General features: G+C 68.9%; 17 protein-coding genes. 7 read left to right on the plus strand and 10 right to left on the minus strand.

What is annotated here, in order from left to right:
• Positions 1-5: 5 nt before the first annotated feature.
• Entirely contained in the window at positions 6-1,925 is a 1,920-nt protein-coding gene (locus DSM26151_RS04590; RefSeq protein WP_234661244.1) for a glycosyltransferase, read from the minus strand.
• Positions 1,926-1,972: 47 nt separating this feature from the next.
• The gene (locus DSM26151_RS04595) at positions 1,973-3,202 is read right to left on the minus strand and encodes a lipopolysaccharide biosynthesis protein (protein ID WP_234661245.1); all 1,230 of its coding nucleotides are present in this window, start codon (positions 3,200-3,202) and stop codon (positions 1,973-1,975) included.
• A gap of 158 nt (positions 3,203-3,360) precedes the next feature.
• Between DSM26151_RS04595 and DSM26151_RS04600 the strand changes: the two genes are divergently transcribed.
• Entirely contained in the window at positions 3,361-4,953 is a 1,593-nt protein-coding gene (locus tag DSM26151_RS04600; RefSeq protein WP_234661246.1) for a class I SAM-dependent methyltransferase, read from the plus strand.
• A gap of 5 nt (positions 4,954-4,958) precedes the next feature.
• The gene (locus tag DSM26151_RS04605) at positions 4,959-5,138 is read left to right on the plus strand and encodes a hypothetical protein (RefSeq protein ID WP_234661247.1); all 180 of its coding nucleotides are present in this window, start codon (positions 4,959-4,961) and stop codon (positions 5,136-5,138) included.
• Positions 5,139-5,249: 111 nt separating this feature from the next.
• On the opposite strand, the gene DSM26151_RS04610 is transcribed toward DSM26151_RS04605, so the two are convergent.
• The 5 genes from DSM26151_RS04610 to DSM26151_RS04630 form a co-directional block, all read right to left on the minus strand.
• Positions 5,250-6,620: a bifunctional cytidylyltransferase/SDR family oxidoreductase gene (locus DSM26151_RS04610; RefSeq protein ID WP_234661248.1), complete on the minus strand. Its 1,371-nt coding sequence runs from the start codon at positions 6,618-6,620 to the stop codon at positions 5,250-5,252.
• A complete protein-coding gene (locus tag DSM26151_RS04615) occupies positions 6,620-7,366 on the minus strand; it encodes an ABC transporter ATP-binding protein (RefSeq protein ID WP_234661249.1) in 747 nt (248 codons plus the stop codon). The genes DSM26151_RS04610 and DSM26151_RS04615 overlap by 1 nt, the downstream gene beginning before the upstream one ends.
• Positions 7,350-8,219: an ABC transporter permease gene (locus DSM26151_RS04620; protein WP_234661795.1), complete on the minus strand. Its 870-nt coding sequence runs from the start codon at positions 8,217-8,219 to the stop codon at positions 7,350-7,352. Before DSM26151_RS04620 ends, DSM26151_RS04615 begins: the two co-directional genes overlap by 17 nt.
• A gap of 63 nt (positions 8,220-8,282) precedes the next feature.
• Positions 8,283-9,539, minus strand: a complete 1,257-nt coding sequence (locus DSM26151_RS04625) for an O-antigen ligase family protein (protein WP_234661250.1) — start codon at positions 9,537-9,539, stop codon at positions 8,283-8,285.
• Entirely contained in the window at positions 9,536-10,894 is a 1,359-nt protein-coding gene (locus DSM26151_RS04630; protein WP_234661251.1) for an O-antigen ligase family protein, read from the minus strand. The genes DSM26151_RS04625 and DSM26151_RS04630 overlap by 4 nt, the downstream gene beginning before the upstream one ends.
• A 90-nt stretch (positions 10,895-10,984) precedes the next feature.
• Here DSM26151_RS04630 and DSM26151_RS04635 point away from each other — a divergent pair, with 90 nt between their 5' ends.
• Positions 10,985-12,286, plus strand: coding sequence for a UDP-glucose dehydrogenase family protein (locus DSM26151_RS04635; protein ID WP_234661252.1), 1,302 nt, complete (start codon positions 10,985-10,987; stop codon positions 12,284-12,286).
• A 7-nt stretch (positions 12,287-12,293) separates the two neighbouring features.
• Here DSM26151_RS04635 and DSM26151_RS04640 read toward each other — a convergent pair whose 3' ends face one another.
• Positions 12,294-13,475 (minus strand): acyl-CoA dehydrogenase family protein, encoded by a 1,182-nt coding sequence (locus DSM26151_RS04640; protein WP_234661253.1) that lies wholly within the window; start codon positions 13,473-13,475, stop codon positions 12,294-12,296.
• 106 nt (positions 13,476-13,581) lie between these two features.
• Between DSM26151_RS04640 and manA the strand changes: the two genes are divergently transcribed.
• The gene (gene manA / locus DSM26151_RS04645) at positions 13,582-14,841 is read left to right on the plus strand and encodes a mannose-6-phosphate isomerase, class I (RefSeq protein WP_234661254.1); all 1,260 of its coding nucleotides are present in this window, start codon (positions 13,582-13,584) and stop codon (positions 14,839-14,841) included.
• A gap of 71 nt (positions 14,842-14,912) precedes the next feature.
• Here the strand turns inward: manA and DSM26151_RS04650 are convergent, their stop codons facing one another.
• Entirely contained in the window at positions 14,913-16,193 is a 1,281-nt protein-coding gene (locus DSM26151_RS04650) for a polysaccharide pyruvyl transferase family protein (protein WP_234661255.1), read from the minus strand.
• Positions 16,194-16,505: 312 nt separating this feature from the next.
• On the opposite strand from DSM26151_RS04650, the gene DSM26151_RS04655 reads away from it, so the two are divergent.
• Positions 16,506-20,063 carry a bifunctional glycosyltransferase/CDP-glycerol:glycerophosphate glycerophosphotransferase gene (locus DSM26151_RS04655; protein WP_234661256.1) on the plus strand — a complete coding sequence of 1,186 codons (3,558 nt, stop codon included), beginning with the start codon at positions 16,506-16,508 and terminating at the stop codon, positions 20,061-20,063.
• Between the two features lie 78 nt (positions 20,064-20,141).
• Here DSM26151_RS04655 and DSM26151_RS04660 read toward each other — a convergent pair whose 3' ends face one another.
• Positions 20,142-21,098, minus strand: a complete 957-nt coding sequence (locus DSM26151_RS04660) for a GlxA family transcriptional regulator (protein WP_234661257.1) — start codon at positions 21,096-21,098, stop codon at positions 20,142-20,144.
• Positions 21,099-21,191: 93 nt separating this feature from the next.
• Between DSM26151_RS04660 and DSM26151_RS04665 the strand changes: the two genes are divergently transcribed.
• Positions 21,192-21,341, plus strand: coding sequence for a hypothetical protein (locus tag DSM26151_RS04665; protein ID WP_234661258.1), 150 nt, complete (start codon positions 21,192-21,194; stop codon positions 21,339-21,341).
• 52 nt (positions 21,342-21,393) lie between these two features.
• Positions 21,394-22,359 (plus strand): UDP-glucose 4-epimerase GalE, encoded by a 966-nt coding sequence (gene galE / locus DSM26151_RS04670; RefSeq protein ID WP_234661259.1) that lies wholly within the window; start codon positions 21,394-21,396, stop codon positions 22,357-22,359.
• Positions 22,360-22,513 lie beyond the last annotated feature (154 nt).

Raw genomic sequence — 22,513 nt, forward strand, 5'->3', positions numbered from 1 at the left:
CCGGATCAGGCGTCGAAGGTCTTCCGCCACGCCTCGGGCGAGGTGATCTCTGGCAGGGCCTCGCGGTACCGCCGCGAGAGTTCGGGCCAGCGGCGCTTCAGCTCGCGGTGCAGGCGACGGCTCTGACGCACGAGGCGGCGGAATTCGCGCGGGTCGCGCGTGTATCGCACCTTGCCGGTGCCGTCGGCGGTCGACACGAGCGCGCTGTCGTAGACCGGCAGCCGGAACCAGGTCGCGTCTCTCTTGGCGAGCTCGACCTGAGGCGCGGAGACGTTGCGCGGTTGCGGTTTCGTGAACCACTGGCGCGCGACCATCCGCGCGGTGAAGATCACGAGCGGGATGCCCCGCGGGCCCTTGGCCGGCTTGCCGTCGGGGCCGAGCGGGAACACCTTCTTGCCCTCGACCGTGGCCGGAACCTCGTCATCGGTCTTCAGGACGGCCTTCTCGGGGAATCGCCCGGCCTCGGCGCGCAGTTCGCCGAGGATCGAGCCGATCTCGGCCTGCATGTGGGCCGGTCCGCGAAGGACGTCCTTCAGGGCGCGATGCCGCAGCGTCACCGGGTAGTACTGCATCGACAGCAGGTGGCGGAGGTCCCAGCGCCAGCTGTCCTCCATCAGCTGCCCGCCGTCGTCGTGCGGGGAATGGAGCAGGGCGGCGACGAAGCGGTTGCGGGCGTGGAAGTACGCCTGCCAGTCGATCGAGTCGTCCTTGTCGAGCCACGACACGTGCCAGAGCGCCGCACCGGGCAGGGTCACGGTCGGGTACCCGCCCGAGCGGGCGCGGAGGCAGTACTCGGCGTCGTCCCACTTGATGAACGCGGGCAGCGCGAGGCCGGTGTCGCGCAGCGTCGCCGTCGGGATGAGGCAGAACCACCAGCCGTTGTAGTCGGTGTCCATGCGGGCGTGCATCCAGCGCGTCTGCCGCAGGTTGCTGAAGCGGAAGTCGTGCGGGACCTCGTCGTGAGGCTGCGCGTGCCACATGAAGGGTCCGAGGTCCATGCTCTCGGCGAACGCGTGCATGACCGGCCGGTCGAGCAGGTCGAACATGTGGCCGCCGACGATCACCGGCTGCGTCGCGTAGCGCGCGAACCGGACGGACCGCGCGATGCTCTCGGGCTCGATGGTGACGTCGTCGTCGAGGAGGATCACGAACTCGCTGGTGCCGCCCTCGAGGGTCTCGAGCATCGAGCGGGCGAAGCCGCCCGATCCGCCGAGGTTCGCCTGTTCGATGACCTCGAGGCGGTCGCCCATGCGTTCGGCGATCCCGGGGTACTCCTCGCGATCCCGGACACGCTGCGAGCCCTGGTCGACGACGTAGACCCGGTCGAGCACCTCGGCCACCGAGTCGTCGGAGGCGAGCGCGTCGAGGGTCCGGACGCAGTAGTCGGCCTTGTTCATCGTGGTGATGCCGATCGAGGCGCGTCCGTCGCGCACCGCGTCGACGTCCGTCTCCCAGGCCGCGTCGCTCAGCACGACGTCGCCGCGGCCCGCGACGATGTCGAACCAGTACCATCCGCCGTCGCCGAAGGTCGTGACCGGGAGATCGACGCGCACCTCGGCGCCCTCTCCCGAGAACGACTCGGATGCCACCCGCTGCGGCACGCCCTGCGCGGTCGACCGGTACACCAGGAGGGTCCCCGACCCGCTCAGCGTCGCGCGAAGCCGGATCCGGTCGACCACGGTCCAGTGCTGCCAGTAGGACGCGGGGAACGCGTTGAAGTAGCCGGCGAACGACATCCGCTCGCCCGAGGCCACACGGAACCGGCCCCGCCCCAGCACGTCGTCGATGTGCGCCCGGTCGCTCACGCGCACCTCGCGCGTGCCGAAGCGCGCCCACACGTCGGCGTCGACGTACAGCGGGAGGACGTCGGGGTCGCCGTCCTGCGGGAAGACGACGCGCTGCAGCTCGGTCCAGGTCGAGGTCAAGGGTGCACTCCGGAAGGGTCGATGAGCCGACGGCGAGCGGTCGGCGGCTACGAGCCTACCGCCACCCCGCGTGCGAGCCTCGGAGCGAGCTTCCAGAGTTGCACGCCCAGCACGGCGAGCTCGGCGGCCGCGAGACCCCACGCCACACCGGGCACCCCGATCGTGAGCAGCAGCGGGATCATGAGCGCAGTGCCGACGACGGCCCCCGCGATCGTGCTCGTCGAGAGCACGCGCGACATGCCGAGGGCGGTCAGGCACGCGAAGCCCGTGAGCTGCGAGGCGAGGATCGCCGCGAGGTTCACGCCCATCGGGATCGACAGATCGAAGGGGATGGCGAGTTCGCCGCCCGAGAGGATGCCGCCGGCCCACGGAGCGAGCGCCGCGAACGCGACGCCGCCGAGCGCGCCGAGCCCGAGCCCGATCGCGGTGACCCGGCGGGCGCGCGAGACGAGCACGTCGGGGTCGGGGTTCGGCACCCACCCCTGGGCGACCTGGACGATCGGCCGCGTCGCGTACAGCGCGAGCCGGACCATCCGCTCGGCCAGCGCGTACACCGCGGTCGCGGAGGGCACGAAGACCTGCACGAGCAGGATCGGCACGTTCACGTAGACCGCCGAGGTCGCCGACATCGCGACCGTGTGACCCTGACCGCGGAGGTTGCTCGCTGCGCGGACCGGCGAGAGCGACGCATGCCATCCCCGATGGCGGCGGAGGATGTCGGCCGAGGCGATCGCCGCCGACACGACGACCCCGGCCAGCTGGAGGCCGGCGAACCACACGGCGTTCCCGGTGACGACGACCGCGACGGCACCCGCGATCGTGCCGGCGAGCCTCGGTGCGGTGTCGATGAGGAGGAACCGGAGCGGGCTGCGCTCGCCGACGTAGAACCACCCCGCTCCGAGCGCGACGAGGATGCCGCTGACGGTCGTCAACGCGGCCAGCACCGGCTGGTCCGGGGCGAACGCGATGGCCACGACGACCGCGACCGGCACGATCACGACGCACAGCCACGCCCGACTGAGCAGCGAATCGGCGAAGTACCCGCCTCGCTCCTCGACGGCGCGCGACGCGACCTCGGTCGGGCCGACGACGCCCCAGCCGTACACCGCGGGGACGAACGCGAAGCCCGCGACCGCCTGCGCGACGGCGATCGTGGCCCAGGCCTCGGTGCCCGCAGCGATGATGACCGCGGGGATCACGAGCAGGCTCACGAGCCCGCTCAGCACGACCGACAGGCCGTAGCCGCCGGCGGCGCGGGCGAGGACGGACCGTCGCATGCGGCTCCTGTTCGCTCGGGCGGCCCCGAGGGGGAGTCGGGGTCGGTCCATTGTGCAGCACGGAGGCCCCGGGAGGCGACGGCGCCCGTCGGCGGACGGACGTAGAATCGTCGGGTCGGCCGGTCACGGCTGTCTCCACGAGCCGCAGAGAGGGTCCCGTGACGCCGTTGCACCAGGTCGCGAGCGAGGGGTCGTCCCCGCCCGCGGCGGCGACGCTGCAGGTGACCAGGACCGCGTTGACCTGGACCGGGCCGGCTCCGTCGTCCGATGTGCTCGACATCGAGATCGACGGCACGCGCGTCTGGTCGACGCGGCTGCCCGCGGCGACGCGACGCGGGCGCCGGCGGCTCGAGTGGCCCCGGGCGCTGCGGCCGCACGTCGGCGGTCGGGGGGCGGTGACGCTCCGCGACCAGTCCGACGGGACGGTGGTCGCCGAGGGCGTGTACGCGTTCGGCGCTGCACCCGGAGAGACGGCCCTCGCCGACATCGCCTCCGCCGGGCTCGTCGTCGACAAGTGGGGCAAGCTCGTGCCCGCGGCATCCGCTTCGCTGCATCGCGCCCTCATCGACGGGCTCGACGCGGTGCTCGCCGACCTCGCCGACGCGGGGTTCGCCGCGAGCATCACCGGCGGCACCCTGCTCGGGGCCGTCCGGTCGGGCGAGATCCTCGAACGCGACGACGACGCCGACCTCATGGTGTACCTGGGGGAGTGCCACCCGGCCGACGTCTCCGCCGCGTCCTACGAGATCGAGCGGGCGCTCGTCGCCCGCGGACACCGGCTCATCCGGCACAGCGACGCGCACCTGCAGATCCTCGTCGGCGCGGCGGGCGCTCACGTCGACGTGTTCCTCGGCTTCCACCACCTCGACGTGTACCACCAGCCCATCGCGGTGCGCGGGCGGTTCGAGCGCGACCGGATCCTTCCGTTCGGAACGGTCGAGCTGCACGGCCGCGAGTACCCGGCCGTGGCCGATCCCGAGGGCTGGCTCGAGCTCTGCTACGGACCGGGATGGCGCACGCCCGATCCGTCCTTCCGCTTCCACACCCCGTCGTCGACTCGGCGCAGGTTCGAGAACTGGTTCGGCGTGTACGACCTCAACCGGCACTTCTGGGAGGAGGCGGCGAAGCGGCCCGCAGCGCGCCCGGCGTGGCGCGCCGACGTGGACGCACTGCTCGCCGAGGGCGCGACGACCGAGCGCGTGATCGACCTCGGTTGCGGGCGGGGCGAGTCGGCGGTCCGACTCGCCGAGGCCGGCCGCCGCGTCCTCGCCGTCGACTACGCGCTCGCGGCCGTCGATGCGGTCGAGCGGCGAGCGCATCCCCGAGTGCGCGCCTGCCGGCTCAACCTGGCCGATCGGCGAGCCGTCCTCGGGCTCGCGATCGACGAGTGCTCGCAGGACGGCCCCGTCGACATCCTGCTCTCGGACGTGCTCGCGTACCTCACGCGGGGCGTGCGGACGAACGTGTTCACGTTGCTGCGAACCGTGCTCGGGCGCGGGGGCGTCGCGATCGCGAGCGTTCCCGTCAACCCGTCGATCCGGTACGACCACCATCGACCGGACACGTGGCATCTCCCGATCTCGTGGATGCGCAGCGAAGCCGAGCCGTACGGACTCGGCATCGGCGTGCTCGGCCACGAGTACCGGCAGACCTCGAGCGGTCGCCGGCTCATCGCGACGGTGGCGATCCGGCGGCGCGTGCCCGCCGCGGCCGATCGCGCCGTCCCCGACCCCGAGGAGTGGAACAGATGATGCGCATGAGGTCGGCCGTTCGCAGGCTCATCCGAACGCGGTCCCGCGATGCGGCGGCGATCCGGCAGCTCGAGCAGCAGGTGGCGGAACTCCGGGAGGAGATCGACGATCTCCGCGCCGACTCGGCGCGGATCGCCGAGATCTACGACGTGGTCGTCGAACGACTCGCCGAGCCCAGGGGCTGAGCCGGCATCGCGGTTGCGGGCGACGGCGGTCGGCGGCATACGACCCGTCTTCGGTGCGGGCCGGTAGGACCGACGCGGAGACGGTATTCGACCGACCGACCGACCGATCGTTCAGTTCGTCACGCGGACGTCGACGATCTGGCCGGTGACGTCGGATTCGAGCACCTTCAAGCTGACCGCGGCCACGTCGGTCGGGTCGAGGAGGGTCTGGGGCGGCTCGTCCCCGAACGCGTTCGTCCGCATCGGGGTGCGGGTGCGCTGCGGATTGATGCAGTTGACCCGGACGCCGTGCTCGGCCCACTCGTCGGCGAGGGCCTGCGTCAGGTTGACGACACCGGCCTTCGTGGCGGAGTAGAGACTGTACCCGGCCCGCCCGCGCGTGTATGAGCTCGAGGTGAAGAACAGCAGTTGGCCGCGTGAATCCCGAAGGTGGGGGTAGGCCTCTTGCGCGATCTTCGCGGGCGCCAGCAGGTTGATCTCGAGGGTGTTGCGGAGCGCTCGCTTCTTGGTCTTCGCCAGGGGCGAGATCGTGAGGATCCCGGCAGTGACGATGACATAGTCGATCGGCCCCGAATCGGCTGCGACGCGAAGCGCGTGCCGGACTGACTTCCGACTCGTCACGTCGGTACCGGTCGTCGTCCGACTGAAAGCGTGCACGGTCGCCCCCGCGCGTTCGGCCAGCGCGACGATGCTTGCACCGATGCCGTAGCTGCCGCCGAGCACGACGACGTTCTTGCCCGTCAGATCAAGGTCGAGCTCGCCGTCGAGTTCGGTGAGCTCCGCGGTCTGCAGCTGGAAGATCTTGTCGGCGATGTGCAGGTCGAGCGGCTCCGTGATCTTCATGTTCTCGGCGCTGCCCTCGACGACCCGGATCGGGACTTCGGGGAGGTAGGTGAACACCACGCCGCAATCGTCGGTCGCGGCGAAGCCGGGGTCGTCGGAGGCAGCCTCGTACGCCCTGCGGATGGTTCCGAGTCGGAAGGCCTGCGGGGTCTGCCCGCGGCGCAGTCGTGAGCGGACCGGGATGCCGGTGATGATCCCGTCGTCGACCTCGATGATCGTGTCGGCCGACGGGATCGCGGTGTCGACGGCGTCGTACTGGTCGAGCGCGTGAACGCAGTCCTCGATGATGCGCTCGTCGATGAATGGACGCACGGCATCGTGGAAGAGGACTTTCGTCGCCGGGTCGTCGGGCAGCGCCTCGAGCGCGAGCCGCGTGGTGTCGTTGCGCGTCTCTCCACCGGGGAGGATCGCTTGGAGTTTCGGGAACCGAGGGTCGCCGACGAGGTGGTCGAGTTCGTGGCGGCTCTCGGCGTTCATCATCACCACGATCTCGTCGATGAGGTCGCTCGCCGTGAGCGACTCGAGCGTGTGCTCGACGATCGCCTTCCCCGCGATGCGGATCAGTTGCTTCGGGATGCCGAGGCCGACTCTCGTGCCGACGCCGCCGGCGAGGACGACCGCGATGGTTCGTTCGGACACTATCTGGTGCTTTCTTTCAGGGTGACGACGGCCTCGTCGACGGGACCGTCGAAGATCATGCGACCACGTCGGATGACGATGCCGCGCGTGCAGAGTTCGGTCACCATACGGACGTCGTGGCTGACGACGAACATCGTCTTGCCCTGCTCGACGAGTTCGCGGATCTTCGCCTTGCACTTCTCCCGGAACGGCGCATCGCCCACCGCGAGCACCTCGTCGACGAGGAGGATGTCGAGTTCGGTGTGGATCGCGACCGAGAAGGCGAGCCTGACGAACATTCCGGAGGAGTAGTGCTTGACCTCCGTGTCGATGAACTCTCCGATCTCGGAGAACTCGACGATCTCGTCGAACCGTGCGTCGATCTCTGCCCGGCTCATCCCGAGGATCGCCGCATTGAGGTAGACGTTGTCGCGACCGGAGAGGTCGGGGTGGAACCCGGCGCCGACCTCGATGAGACCGGCGACACGGCCGCGCGTGAGCACCCGCCCTCGATCCGGGCGGAGCACGCCGGAGATGAGCTTCAGCAGGGTCGACTTGCCCGAGCCGTTGTAGCCGAGGAGGGCGACCGATTCGCCCTCGCCGACGCGCAGGTCGATGCCGTCGAGCGCCTGGAACGACGTGGTGAGGGGTTTGCGCCGCACCCAGGAGATGAAGAGTTCCTTGAACGACTGCGTGTGGCGCAGCGTGAAGTGTTTGGCCACGCTCTCGATGATGATGCTGGGCCGGGTCTCAGAGGTCTTGGGCAAAACGGCCCTCCAGCCTGCGGAACACGATCTGGCCGACGGCGATGAACCCGGACACGACCACGATGGCGATCCCGGCGAGGAGCCAGAGGTGCTCGGGCCGTTCCATCGTCTCGGGGGTCGTGGAAAACCAGAATGCGGAGTGGAAGAGTTCGACGGCGACTGTCAGCGGGTTCGCCATGTAGACGTCGAACAGCCAGCCCGGCAGTTGGTCGCGCACGAGCACGAACGGGTACAGCACGGGCGAGGTCCACGTCGCGAACATCAGGATGATCTCGACGAAGTTCTGGGAATCACGGAACGACACGTTCATGGACCCGAACAGCAGCCCCAGGCCGAGGGCGAACGCGAGCACGATGAGCACGGCGAGCACCGCGCCGGCCACCTGGACGACGGTCGGGGCCCAACCGACGACGAGCAGCACCGTGAGCAGGATCGCCAACTGCGGCAGGAAGTGCACGAAGGCGATGAAGACGTCGGCGACCGGGAAGAGCTCGCGCGGCAGGTAGATCTTCTTGACGAGGGCCTTGTTGTTGACGATCGACTTCGTCGCGTTGCCGAACGCCTCGTTGAAGAGGTTGATGACGATGATCCCCGAGAACAGGTAGATCGGGAAGTTGTCGATGCCTCGATCGAGCCCGAGGAACACGCCCATGACCACGTAGAAGATGCCGAACTGCGCGGCCGGCTTGACGTACGACCAGGTCCAGCCGAGGACGGAGCCGTGGTAGCGGGTCTGCGTTCCCTTGCGGATGAGCAGGCGGAGCAGGTAGCGATAGCGGAAGACGTCGAGGATGCCGCGGCCGCTTCCCGGGGTGCTGAAACCGGTGAGGTCGTCAGCGGGGGTGGGTCGGATCACTCGGACGAGTGTACTGGCACGGAGGCGGGAGTCCGGCCGGAGGTGGCCCCGGCCCGGGGCTCACCGGGCCGAGGCGAGCGCGTCCCGCCAGCTCATGTCGCGTGCGGCCTTGACCGCGCAGACGACCAGCAGCATCCACCCGCCCTCGACGAGCACGAAGCTCTCGGCGACGCTCGTGACACTGATCGCGACGAGCATGAGCGCGGGCCAGAGGTAGACGACGCTGCGCCGGTTGGAGGCCAGCAGCCACGAGCGCACGAGCGCGACGCCGAGGAGCGCGGCGAACAGCAGTACGCCGATGACCCCGATCTGGAAGTAGGTGTCGATGAACGCGCTGAGCGCCGACGCGAGGTCGCGCCCGATCGCGCGCTCGATCCAGACGTAGGGCGCCCCGTCGATCCAGCGACCCGTCCACCCCCACCCCTGCAACGGGTTCGCCGAGAGGTAGCGGGAGACCTCGCGCCACACGTCGAGCCGGACGTCGAACTCCGCACGCGCATCGAGCAGTTCGATGATCCGGAGGCGGAGGACCCAGCCCGCCACGAGTGCGGCCGAGACGCCCGCCAGGAGGGCGACCTGAACCCGCCAGCGGTGCTCGGCGGGCACTCGCCGCAGGCCGTAGAGCGCACCGATCGCGACGAGGCACACGCCGAGCGCGATGACGGTCGTGGGCGAACCCGACAGGATGATCGACCCGCCCGCGAGCACGAGCGATGCGATCGCGCGACCCCGTCGGACGCTGCGGGTGCGCCACTCGATGACGAACGTGAGCAGCGCGATGAGCGCGACGAATCCGAGTACGTTGCGGGATCCGAACAGGCCCTGGACCGGCCCGAGCGAGGCGATGTTCCCCTGGATGCCGAGGAAGACGATGGGCAGGTCCAGCAGGATTCCCGAGAACACCTCGAGTCCGATCGAGATCCCGAGCAGCAACCGCAGGACGTCGCCGAAGGCTCGGACGATCTGGATCGTGTCGCGCATGAGCGCGACGTAGACGCCCAGGATTCCGAAGGCGACGAGGTAGCCGACCCCGAGCACGGTCGCGCCGGGATTGCTCGACCAGATCACCGAGGCGGCGCACCACCCGACGAAGACCAGGATCGTGAGCGGCAGGATGCCGTACCACTCGACCGCCCGCCACCGGGCGACGAGCGAGGTGCCCGCGAGGACGAGCAGCATCGCGATCGACGCGATGAGCCCGGGCCAACCGATGAGCGCGCGGACGGCATGCGTGGAGAACGCCAGCCCGATCGACATGAGCGTGACGGCGTGGGCGAGGCGCGCCGATCCGGCGAACTCGCGCAGGGCGTCCCTCACGAACGCGCCTCCGGGCGGGCGCGAAGGCGCGGCACTCGCGCCGGCGGCATCGGGGGCAGCGGATCGGGCGACCACTGGCGGCGCTTCGTGCCCCAGGCGATCGCGATGAGCAGCAGCCATCCGCTCTCGACGAGCAGTCGGCTCTCGGCGAGCGACTGGCCGATCAGGGCGACCATCGCGAGCAGCGGGACGAGGGCGAGTGCCGAGTGTGGGACGACGCGTCCCCGGTCGTCGCGAGGCGGGTCGACGGCGAGGAACCACGATCGCCACAGCGCGCCGATCACGATGGACGCGAACGCGATCAGCCCGACGATGCCGAGTTGCATCCAGACGTCGAGCCAGGCGTTGTGCGCCTGGAGGTACTCGACGCCGTTGCGGACGGCGAGGCCGCCGTAGGGTTCCGCCCATGGCATCCAGTACCCGATCCATCCCCAGCCGAGAACGGGACGTTCGGCGGCGAGCCCGATGACCGATGCCCAGATGTCGATGCGGCCGGTCAGGTCCTCGCCCTTGCCGAACAGGTCGAGCAGCAGGTTCCAGAGCACCGCGAGCAGGGCGACGGATGCCACGAGCGCCGCGGTCGCGGTCGCGTACACGCGTCGGCGGTGCTGCGGCCCGCTCCGGCGCGCCCACAGGGCGAATCCGAGGGCCGCCGCGACGAGCAACGAGACGAGGATCACGGTCGCCGACCGGGTCAGGGCGTACGTCAGTGCCGCGACGACGACCCACCCGATGCCCTGGGCGCGACGCATGCCGCCACTGGCCAGCAGGCAGCCCCAGAGGATGAGCGCGAGGAGCGCGGCCATCGCCAGGAGGTTCCGGCTCGCGACGATGCCCTCGATGGGCCCGCCGTCGAAGAGCAGCGCGCGCGACCAGTAGAACGCCATCGGGATCTTCTCGTCGCCGTAGTCGACGAAGTTCGGCAGGAGCGGTTCGCGGATGAAGACCGCGACCCAGAGCTCGAACAGGAGCGAGAGCGCGAGCACCCACTTCAGCGCCGACGAGAGTGCCCGCAGGAAGCCGTGCCAGCCCAGGCACAGCGCGAGCGAGATGCCCGTGAACGTCGTCGCGAGCGTGAACGCGAGACCGAGAAGGGTCGACGCCGGGTAGTTCGACCAGATGATCGAGAGCGCCGCGATCCCGACGAACGCGAGCGTCGACTTCGGCACCCGCCTCCACGTCAGGTCGGGGCGATGCGCGATCCACAACCAGATCGCGCCGACCAGCACGAGCGCCGCGACGGCGCCGAACCCCCACCACCCGAGCAGGTTGCGCCAGAACTGCCCGGCGAGCAGCGTGAACAGCGCGAACGTCGCATACGCGGACTCGAGCGCGCGGCGTCCTCCGATGCTCATGTCGACAAGGGTATCCGGCGCCCCGCGCCCCAGTGGCGGTTCCATCGCCCCCAGCAGGGAGAATGGACGCCGACGGATGTGAGGAGCAACGTGAGAATCTCGGTCATTGGCTGCGGATACCTCGGCGCGGTGCATGCTTCGGCCATGGCGAAACTCGGCCACGACGTCGTGGGCATCGACACGGATGCCGAGAAGGTGGCCAAGCTCGGGTCGGGCGTGGCGCCGTTCTTCGAGCCCGGGCTCCCAGAGCTGCTGGCCGAGTCGCTTGCCACGGGACGGTTGCGGTTCTCGACCGACATCGGCGATGCGGCCGACGCGCAGGTGCATTTCGTCGCGGTGGGCACGCCGCAGTTGCCGTACTCGGACGGCGCCGATCTGCGTTTCGTGCGCGGTGCGTTCGACGCGCTCGCCGCGGTCGCGGCGCCCGGCTCGCTCATCGTGGGCAAGAGCACGGTTCCGGTGGGCACAGCTGCCGAGCTCGAGGAACGGATGCGGCGCGCGGGCTCCGACGCGCTGCTCGCCTGGAACCCCGAGTTCCTCCGGGAGGGCTTCGCCGTCGCCGACACGCTCACGCCCGACCGGCTCGTGTACGGCGTGGCCGACGAGCGCGCGACCGACCTGCTCGACGAGGTCTACGCGCAGATCCTCGACGCGGGAACGCCGCGCATCGTGACCGATTTCGCGACGGCCGAGCTCGTCAAGACCGCCGCGAACGCCTTCCTCGCGACCAAGATCAGCTTCATCAACGCGATGGCCGAGATCGCCGAGGCGACCGGGGCGGATGTCACGACCCTCGCCGACGCGATCGGGCATGACGCGCGCATCGGCCGGCGCTTCCTGAACGCCGGCATCGGGTTCGGCGGTGGCTGCCTGCCCAAGGACATCCGGGCGTTCACGGCGCGCGCGGAGGAGCTCGGGCGCGCGGAATCGGTGGCATTCCTACGCCAGGTCGACGCGATCAACCTCCGTCGTCGCGAACGCGCGGTCGATCTGGCCGTCGAGATGCTCGACGGTTCGGTGTTCGAGCGACGGATCGCGGTGCTCGGACTCACGTTCAAACCCCAGTCCGACGACACCCGCGACTCCCCGGCGCTGGACGTGGCTGCTCGACTCCACGGGCTCGGCGCTCGAGTCCTTGCCACCGACCCCGAGGGCATCGAGAACGCGCGGCTGCGCCATCCGCAGCTCGAGTACGTCGCGACCGCGAGCGAGGCCCTCGCCGATGCCGAGCTCGTGGTCCTCGTGACCGAGTGGCCCGAGTATCGCGAGCTCGAGCCGGACCTGGTCGCCGGACTGATGGCCTCGGCCCGCGTGATCGACGCGCGCAACGTGCTCGATCCTGCCGCGTGGAGGGCAGCCGGCTTCGCCTACCGCGGGCTCGGCCGCTCCTGACGTCGGCTCAGACGAACGCGGCTTCGCCCGTGATCGCACGTCCCACGATGAGGGTGTTCATCTCGCGCGTGCCCTCGTAGGAGTACAGCGCCTCGGCGTCGGCGAAGAAGCGGGCGACGTCGTAGTCGAGCACGATGCCGTTGCCGCCGCACACTTCGCGGGCCCAGGCGACGGTCTCCCGCATCGCTGAGGTCGCGTACGCCTTGGCGAGCGCCGAGTGCTCGTCGCGCTGCTGCCCGGCGTCGAGCATCTGCGAGACGCGCACGACCATGCCGAGCGAGGCGGTGATGTTGCCGAGGCACTTCACGAGGAGGTCCTGGACGAGCTGGTGCGAGCCGATGGCCCGGCCGAACTGCTCGCGCCGCTTCGCATAGGCGACGGCGGCCTCGTAGGCGCCGATGGCGGTGCCCACCGCGGCCCAGGCGACCTCGGCCCGGGTCTGGCGAAGCACCGCCGCCGTGTCGCGGAACGAGTTCGCGTTCTGCAGTCGCAGCGACTCGGGGACCCGGACGTCGGTGAGCGTGATGTCGGCGTTCTGCACCATGCGGAGGCTGATCTTGCCCTCGATCTTCGTCGCCTCGTAGCCGGGCGTCGAGGTCGGGACGATGAAGCCCTTGACCTGGCCATCGGCCTCGTCCTTGGCCCAGATGATCGTGATGTCCGACCAGGTGGCGTTCCCGATCCAGCGCTTCTCGCCGTTGAGCACCCAGTCGTCGCCCTCTCGGCGAGCCGTCGTGCGCAGGCCCCGGGCCGAGTCGGAGCCCGAGAGCGGCTCGGTCAGCCCGAACGCGCCGACGACCTCTCCGGAGGCGAGCTTCGGGATCCATTCGCGGCGCTGCTCGGCCGACCCCGCCACGGCGAGCGACCCGGTCGCGAGGCCGTTCTGCACGCCGACGAACGTGCCGATCGACGCGTCGACGCGGGCGAGTTCGAGCGCGACGAAGCCGCGGAACACCGCCGAGTTCTCGAAGGGCCTCGTCTCGTCCCACGCGAACGCGAGCGCGCCGTGCTCGGCGAGGGGCTTGACGACCTGGGTCGGAAACTCGGCCCGCTCCCAGTATTCGTTCGCGATCGGCCGGACGTCGCTCTCGAGCCAGGCGCGGAGTGCGGCGAGCGCGTCCTTCTCGCGGTCGGACAGCAGCGCGGACTCGTACGAGTAGAAGTCGCTCGCGAGCGGCTCGAAGGACATGGGAACTCCTCTGGTGATCGGCGGCCTCCCGAGCGTAGGGGCGGCGTCGGCGTCGGCCGGGGTGCTTGGTAGCTTGGAGCCAAACCGCGAAAGGACCCTCACTGGCATGTTTGTCGCGATCCGAAACACCCCACGGGACTACGCGTGGGGTTCTCGCACGGCGATCGCCGAGTTCATGGGGGTGGAGCCCAGCGGTGGACCCGAGGCCGAGCTGTGGCTGGGTGCGCACGCGGGATCGCCGTCGAAGCTCCTCGATGCCGTCGAGGGCGGTCCGTCCGATCTGGCCGACCTGATCGCCGCGGACCCGGTCGCAGCCCTGGGGCCCGAGGTCGCGGGTCGCGGACCGCGACTGCCGTTCCTGATGAAGGTGCTCGCGGCCGGCCGTCCGCTGTCGTTGCAGGCGCACCCGACGCCGGAGCAGGCCCGCGCGGGTTTCGAGCGCGAGGAGGCCGAGGGACCGGCGATCGACGCGTTCGACCGCAACTACAAGGACCCCTACGCCAAGCCCGAGCTCGTCGTCGCGGTCAGCGAGCGCTTCGAAGCCCTCTCGGGGTTCCGCCCGATCGAGGAGGTCGCCGGCATCGTCGCGACGCTTCGGGCAGCGGATGCCGCGTCGGCCCGGCCGCAGCCGGGCGCGATCGACCTGCTGACGGCCAGGCTCGACGGTCCGGACGGCCTGCGCGAGACCGTCGCCTGGCTCCTGCTCGACGGGCGCGGCGGAGACAGCGGGGAGGCGGCGTGGCTCATCGAGCGCGTCGCCGCGCTCGCCGCGGGCGATGAGGCGCTCGCAACACCGTACGCGGCGTCGTTCCTCACCGTGCTCGACCTCGCCGCGGAGTACCCGGGCGACCCGGGCATCGTCATCTCCCTGCTGCTGAACCGGGTGACGCTGCGGCGGGGCGAGGCCCTGTTCCTGGATGCCGGGAACATCCATGCCTACCTCGAGGGCCTCGGCATCGAGCTGATGGCGGCGAGCGACAACGTGCTCCGTGGCGGCCTCACTCCCAAGCACATCGACGTGCCCGAACTGCTCGAGGTGCTCGACTTCACGCCGATGGCGCCGCCACTACTGACGCCGATCGAGGTCGCTCCCGGGGTGCTGGAGTACCGCCCGGCCGGCCCGGACTTCACGCTCTTCCGGGTCGAGGGGTCGGGAGACACGCGGCTGGCGCTCTCCGGCCCCGCGCTGGTGCTGGTCGAAGGGGCGTGGGCCGAGGTTTCAAGCAGGTCGGGGCTGATGCGGATCGAGCGGGGCGATGCGCTATTCGTCTCCCCTGACGAGCGCGCGCTCTCCTTCGAGATGGCCGGGACCGCCTGGGTGGCTACCACGACCGAGCGCACTACTAGACCCCTGCCGCGAGCGTGACGCAACCCCGCTTCATCGCACGAGCCACCGCTTGCGGCTGCTGACCTGTCGCTCGAGAGCGTCGATCCTCATCAGCGCGGATCGGAGTTCGTCCTCGAGGCCAGGTTCGGCAGCGGCCGGAGCCTGGGGCTTGAAGGGCGGGATGTACCCCCCGCGCCACCGCGCCTTGTCAGACGGAGCGCCTTGTCGCAGCCAGCGAACGCGATCGATGAGAACGGCGGCCGTGTCGACGTTCTTCGCGCTGATCGGAAGCACGGCAGGCGGGTAGGTCGTGCCCGCGAGAAGCTCGTCGTACTCGTCATTCGCCTGACCCGGTTCGAAGATGTTGGGCACATCATTCCAGCGAGGAACGATGCGAACCGGCTCGACGCCTCCGCTCGGAACGCGTTGAACCCTGTGAAATCCACCGTCGCCGCAAGGTCTGCTGCATCGACGGACGCGGCTTCACCGACGAGCTGGAACGGAATGCAGTGGTATTCAGCGAGTTCCAGCGTCCGGGCGTCGTGCGAGAGCAGCATGGCGGGAGTCCCTGCCGCCAGCGCGGCGATCGTGCCATGGATGCGGGTTCCGAAGGCGAACTGGCGCTCGCGCAGGAAGGCTGTCCAAGGCTCCGGGTCCACGAAGAACCGTACTTGCCCCTCTCGATAGAGCGGATGGCTGGGATACAACGGCAGACGCGCATCCCTGTACGCGATCGGCTCGCCCCACATCATGAGTGCGAGTTCATGGGCCTCTTGGGGGATGTAGACGAGGTCACGGTACCTGGCGACGTTCGTCTCGACGATCTCACCCATGCGAGAAGCGCTCGGGGTGATGTTGATCGCCAGCGGAGACTCGGGCGTCACATCAGCGGGAGACGCGATCTGCTCGGGTGCGAGTTCCATGTTGAGTGACGGGCACCCGATGATATCGACGACGTCCGTCGGAAAGCCAAGGGCTTCGAGATAGTTGGCGGTGCGCCGACCGCGCACGCCGATCGAGGCGGACTTCTCGAGCACTGCCCGAACGAAGGCGCGTGCCGCTTGGTCGACGCTCTCGCCCGCTGTGAATCGCCCGTCGACTCGCTCGATGTTCTGGACGCCCACACCCGCGACGACTGTGGGGATGGTCATTCGTTCGACCGCACGTGTCAGCCGCCGCAATGAGCCCTCGAACTCGGGCCGGAACGCGTTCGCGAGGGGGATGACGTAGCGGTCAAATTCCCCATTGATGCGCTCGATGTGCGCGTCGGCCTCGCCGTTGCCAGGAAGTTCCGTGAGCAGAGAGTCGGACACGGTGCTCGCGCCGCGGACATTCACCGCTCGGAAGACCGAGTTCGTGAATAGCAGGTTGCCCACGTTCGCGCCGAACACACCCCACCCGTTCCTCGCGAGGGACCCCTCATGCGAAACCACATGATGTGGCGCCTTGCCGGAGCGGACGAGCGTGCGAACGGTGGGCGACGTTGACCCGGGCATATGACTCCAATTCCTCATACGGCCACCAATCGGCCGGCAGCGATCGATGAGCGCGACGGGAAGGTAGTCTAGGCCGGTTGTTCCGAACCCCAGATGAGGATACAAGTGTCATTCAAGTCATCGCTGCTCCGCGTTGCGGGCAGTACCCGACTTCTCCCCGCCCGAGAACGTACACGGGCGGTGCACACCTGGATCAGGGCAGCTGGCATGCGCGCCAGCTGGCTGATCCGGCGCGGGCGGCCGATCGCGGGCCTCATGTCTGTTGTGGTGCCTGTCTACAACGTCGAGCGGTATCTGGAAGACATGATGCAGTCCCTCCGTCGACAGACGTACCGGAACATCGAGATCATCGTCATCGACGACGGCAGCACTGATGGAAGCTCACGGATCCTCCAGAGCCTGAAATGGCGTGAACCTCGGCTTCGCGTGATTCGCAAGGCGAACGCGGGGCTTGGAGCGGCTCGGAACACGGGCGTGGGGTTCGCGCGAGGCGAGTACCTCACATTCATCGATAGCGATGACACCGTCGATCGGCACGCGTTCAAGTACGCCATCCAGACGCTCGGCGAGACGCAATCGGATTTCGCGGTCGCCCCGTACCGACGACTCGTCCGCGACATGGAGCGCCCAGCTGGGCCTTGGATCTACGCCGCACATGAGACCGAACGCCGCGGAACGAACCTGGTCGAGTTTCCGCAGATCCAAGTCAACGCCGTCGCATGGAGCAAGGTGTATCGCATGCGGTTCTGGCTCGACCAGGGACTGTCGTTCCCGGAGGGCGTTCTCTACGAGGACCAGCCCGTATCGACTCGGGCCTACGCCGCAGCGAGTTCATTCGACGTGCTGACGCACCCTTCGGTGAACTGGCGGGTCCGGGACGACGGGTCGTCGATCACGCAGTCGGCGCTTTCGGTCCGGAACACCACCGACCACCTGGAGGCCGCACTCGCTTCGCTCGCGAGTCTCGAACAGGCTGGCCTGAACGTAGCCCGGGTCGAGCGACTCCGGCAGCTCCTCGCCAATGACTATTCGCATGTGATTCCGCTGCTTCCACGTGCGAGTGAAGAGGAATGGAACGCGTTCGCTTCCGCTGTCCGAGCGCTCGTCGCCGAGGTCGGAGACGACGGGGACGTGTGGCGACACGTCCACGCACGGAACAAGATCTGCTTCTGGCTCCTGGCGCACGAATCGCGCGCGCGACTTGATGAGTACATCCTCGCTGGCAACTGGAATGGCTCAACCGATGAGACCCTCGTGCGGGGCGACCAGGTGTTCGCGGTGCCGCCCGCCGACTTCCTCGCACTGGCTGAGATTCCTCGGGCGGCGTTCGCCCTCAGCACGTTCGAGACCCGGCTGAGGAGCGAGACCTCTCGCTCGATCTGGAGGGGCGACGTGCTGGAGATCTCCGGGCACGCCGTCATTTCCGGCGTCGATCCGGGTCGCTTCCCTGCGCAGATCAGCGCTGAGGCCGTCGATCAAACCACGGGCCGGCGGTTCCCGCTCCGGGCGGCCTTCAGTCCTGACTCCCTCGATACGACGGCCTTCAGCTCCAAGTTCATGGATGGCACGAAGGCGCATTTCACCATCGACGTCGACGCCGTCACCCTTGCATCGGAGCCCGGTGAGTTCGAGATCGAGTTGACGCTCCGAGTCGGCGACCTCGTCCGCAGCAGGTCGCTGCACGATCATCGCGAGACTCGGTCGCTGGCAGCGAGGAACGTCGGCGACAAGATCGTCGACACCTACTCCGACCGAAGGGGATACCTAGCCCTGCGAGTCACTGAGCCCGCCGCAACAATCGCTTCCACCGAGATTCGCGGACGAAGCATTCGCGTCGAACTGGAAGCAGCGCAGCAGTTCACCAGCCTTGGGCTAGTGAGGACGTCCGATCGGTTCAATCTTCCGATCGCGGTCGAGAGTTTGCTTCGGACCGGGCCGACTACAGCTCGCGCAACGCTTCGCCTTCCCGCCGAACCCTCCGCCGCGATGGGTGGTGACCACCGACGACGAGTCTGGCGGCTGGTGGTCGGCGACGACAGCGGTCGCTGGTCGAATGTCACTGCAGCGCGGGACACGCCGTATGAGGGCGATACCCTCGGTGCTGCATCCGTCACGATCGAGCGGCGCCTCGGAGGCGCGTTGCTTCGCAGCCGGGTCTCGCCAGCGGATCCGCATCGCGATTACATCCCTGGAGCCACCGCAATCGTCGTCGAGAGGCTGCATTGCGCGACGGTGACCGCCGTGACAGTCATGGGAACGGAGCTTCGGGTCTCACTGGCCGCATTCGGATTGTCGCCTCGTGCCGAGATCGAGTTGACCTCGGGCAAGACGACGATCGTCGCGCGAGTCAGTGAAGTCGACGGAGCACCGGTCGCTCGCTTCGATCTCGCGGGTCAGAACTGGGGGATCTCTACACCGTCGCTGCCGCGTGGTGACTACAGGCTGCGGATCGTCGACTCGGGTGTGACGATTACCCCGTTCGTCTCGGGTGATTTCGCCCAGAGGCTCCCGATGGTCGAGTTCGGCGACCATGTGCGAGCCTGGATCGCGGCACGCCCGAACCGAAGCCTGCAGATCTCACTCAGCGCGCCGCTCCGGAACTTCCAACGAAGTCCGTACCAGCTCGAACGGCAACGAGCGTCCTCGATCCTCAGGGTTGCCGACCGTGAGCCGCAGCCTTCGGTGTTCTTCCGGTCCCTCTATGGGGAGGTCGCGGGAGACTCTGCCGAGGCGATCCATCATGAACTGCGGCGTCGTTCGAGTTCGCTCAAACTGTTGTGGTCGACGGTGGACGCATCCGTTCCCATCCCCGAGGGCGGCGACCGCATCTATGAGGGTTCTACCGAGTTCGTTCGGGCCATCTCCGAGTCGAAGTACGTCGTAGTGAACGTGCACCAGCCCGATTGGTTTGCGAAGTCGCCCGGGCAGACCCTCATCCAGACCATGCACGGTTACCCGTTCAAACTCGCGGGCCGACGCCACTGGGAAGTGAGTGATCTCCCACCGAGTCGCGTCGAGTCGTTCCTCTTTCGCGCCTCGGAATGGGACTACTTCGTCTCACCCTCGGCGTACTCGACACCGCTCCTGGAGGAGTTCCTGCCCGCGGACTGGACGGGGACCATGCTCGAGATCGGCTACCCACGGAACGATGTGCTCGTCAGGGACCACTCAGAATTGCGGCGAACCACACGCGCAGCGCTTGGAATTCCCGACGGACGCATCGCGGTGTTGTACGCTCCGACCTATCGTGACTATCTCTCAGTAGACGAGTTCCGCGCCGAAGCGCTTACGGCGCTCGACCTGCGGGCGCTCGCCTCCGCGTTGTCACGCACTCACACGATACTCGTACGCGGGCACGTCATGAATGCGCGGATGGGGTTCTCGAAGCGGTCGCCGAACGTCATCGATGTCACCGAATATCCGTCGATCGCCGGACTGACAGCAGCGAGTGATGCGGCGATCCTCGACTACTCGTCGCTGCGATTCGACTACGCGTTGACGGGCAAGCCGATGCTCTTCTTCAACCCCGATCGCGAACGATACTTCGAGAGCCGCCCATCGATGATGCCCTACGAGGGCACAGCGCCGGGTCCCTGGCTGACCAGCACGTCTGATGTAACCCGAGCACTTCGGAGGCTCGACCGTATCGAGCATCGCTTCGCATCCGATGTGGATCGCTTCCGCTCGCGTTTCATGGAGCTCGAGGACGGGAACGCTGCTGCACGGCTGGTCGATCGGGTGTTCGTCCCCCGTGGAGACGCCTAGGCTCCGAACACTTGCGCCGCTTTCGCGTCACCCGGCCGCGAGCGGATGCCGCGGCATCCGCTCGCCGCGACCAGGGCGTCACCCGGCCTGGCGCGGCCCGAACACCTTGCGGTACTGCGTGGGCGTGGTCTGGAGCACCTTGACGAAGTGGTGGCGCATGACGGCCGCTGCGCCGAAGCCGGTCTCGCGGGCGATCTCCTCGAGCGTGAGGCCGGTCTCCTCCAGGAACTGCTGGGCGCGGAGCAGCCGCTGCCGGTTGAGCCACGCGTTGGGCGTGGTGCCCGTCTCGGCGCGGAAGCGGCGCGCGAACGTGCGCGGCGACATGAGCGCCTTGCGCGCGAGGCGGTCGACGGTGAGGTCTTCGTCGAGGTGCTCCAGCATCCACTCGGTGACCTCGGTGAGCGAGTCGCTGCGGCACTCGACGACGGGCGTGCGGATGAACTGGGACTGGCCGCCGTCGCGCTGCGGCGGCACGACCATGCGGCGGGCGACGATGTTCGCGGCGGTCGCGCCGAGTTCGGTGCGCACGATGTGCAGGGCCGCATCGATGCCGGCCGCGGTGCCCGCGCCGGTGACGACGTGGCCGTCCTGGACGAAGAGCACGTCGGGGTCGACCTCGGTCGCGGGGAACATCTCGGCGAGCCGGTCGGTGTACATCCAGTGCGTGGTCGAGCGTCGCCCGTCGAGCACGCCGGCCCGGCCGAGGGTGAATGCGCCCGAGCAGACGGAGAGGACCCACGCGCCCCGATCGACGGCGTCCCGGATGACGCGGAGGACCTCGGGGTGCGAGGCCTCGTCGATGAGCGAGGCGGGGACGGCGACGAGGTCCGCGGTCTCGGCTGCGGTCAGGTCTTCGCGGACGAGCACGTCGAAGCCGAGCTTGGTCGGGATGGGGCCGGGCTCGGCCGCGACGACGTGGAAGTCGAACGTGGGGCCGCCGTGTTCGGTGCGGTCGATGCCGAACACCTCGCAGATCACGCCGAACTCGAACGGCGCCATCTGCGGCAGGGCGATGCAGGCGATGGTGCGGAGCACGGATCCTCCTCGACTCGGCGGTGGCAGGAATGTGCCGATCTGTGGCGAGTCTGCCACTTTCGGCAGGATCTTGCAAGGGGCACAATTCCTGCCATGGAACTCATGATGCTGCTCATCCTCGGCGGCCTCGCGGTGTGGGGCGTCGTCGCGACGCTCCTGCGCCTGGACTCCGACGGCTACGGCCGTCCCGAGATCCGCGACCGCGTGCGTCACGTCGAGCACACGCCGCTGCGTCGCGCCTGAGCCGCCGCTAGCATCGTCACGACGCCGGAGGCTCCGGCGGCGGAAGGACGAGATGAGCTGGCTGGTCACCGGAGGCGCGGGATACATCGGAGCGCATGTCGTGCGCGCGTTCCGCGAACAGGGCATCGACACCGTCGTGCTCGACGACCTGTCCTCCGGTCGGCGCACCTTCGTGCCCGAGGGCGTGCCGTTCGTCCGCGGCACCATCCTCGACGGCGCCCTGCTCGAAGACGCCATGCACGAGCACCGGGTGCGCGGCGTCGTGCACCTGGCCGGCTTCAAGTACGCGGGCGTCTCGGTGCAGAAGCCCCTCCACACCTACGAGCAGAACGTCACGGGCACGGCCCGCCTGCTCGGCGCCATGCAGGCGCGGGGCGTCGACCGCATCGTCTTCTCGTCGAGCGCGGCCGTGTACGGCACGCCGGACGTCCACCTCGTCACCGAGGACACGGCCAAGCGCCCCGAGTCGCCGTACGGCGAATCCAAGCTCATCGGCGAATGGCTGCTCGCCGACCAGGCGCGCGCGGCCGACCTGCGCCACACCTCGCTGCGCTACTTCAACGTGGTCGGCTCGGGCACCGACGAGATCTACGACCCGAGCCCGCACAACCTCTTCCCGCTCGTCTTCGATGCGCTCCTCGACGGGCGCACCCCGCGGATCAACGGCGACGACTACCCGACACCGGACGGCACGTGCGTCCGCGACTACATCCACGTCGCCGACCTCGCCGCGGCCCACGTCGCAGCCGCGAAGCGCCTCGACGCCGGCGAGCCCGTCGAGCCCGTCTACAACCTGGGCTCGGGCGACGGCGTCTCGGTCGGCGAGATCATGCGCGAGGTCGCGAACGTCACCGGCATCGCCTTCGAGCCCGAGATCGCCGCGCGCCGCGGCGGGGACCCCGCCCGCATCGTCGCGTCGGGCGAACTCGCAGCCCGCGATCTCGACTGGCGCATGCGGCACAGCCTCGCCGAGATGGTCGCGACCGCGTGGTCGGCCCGCCGGGCGGCATCCGCCTGACCGACCGGAGTCACGACTCGGCCACGCCGACAGCGTGTCGCGCGTCGCTGAAGCCTCGAGGGTCGGTCGAGGGTTTACGATTCGCGACTTGACTTCCACCGAATTACACCGGTGTAATTGGTCAAGACACACCCCTCGGGGATGTCGGTACAAC

Origin of the sequence: Agromyces marinus, assembly GCF_021442325.1 — a bacterium.
GTDB lineage: Bacteria > Actinomycetota > Actinomycetes > Actinomycetales > Microbacteriaceae > Agromyces > Agromyces marinus.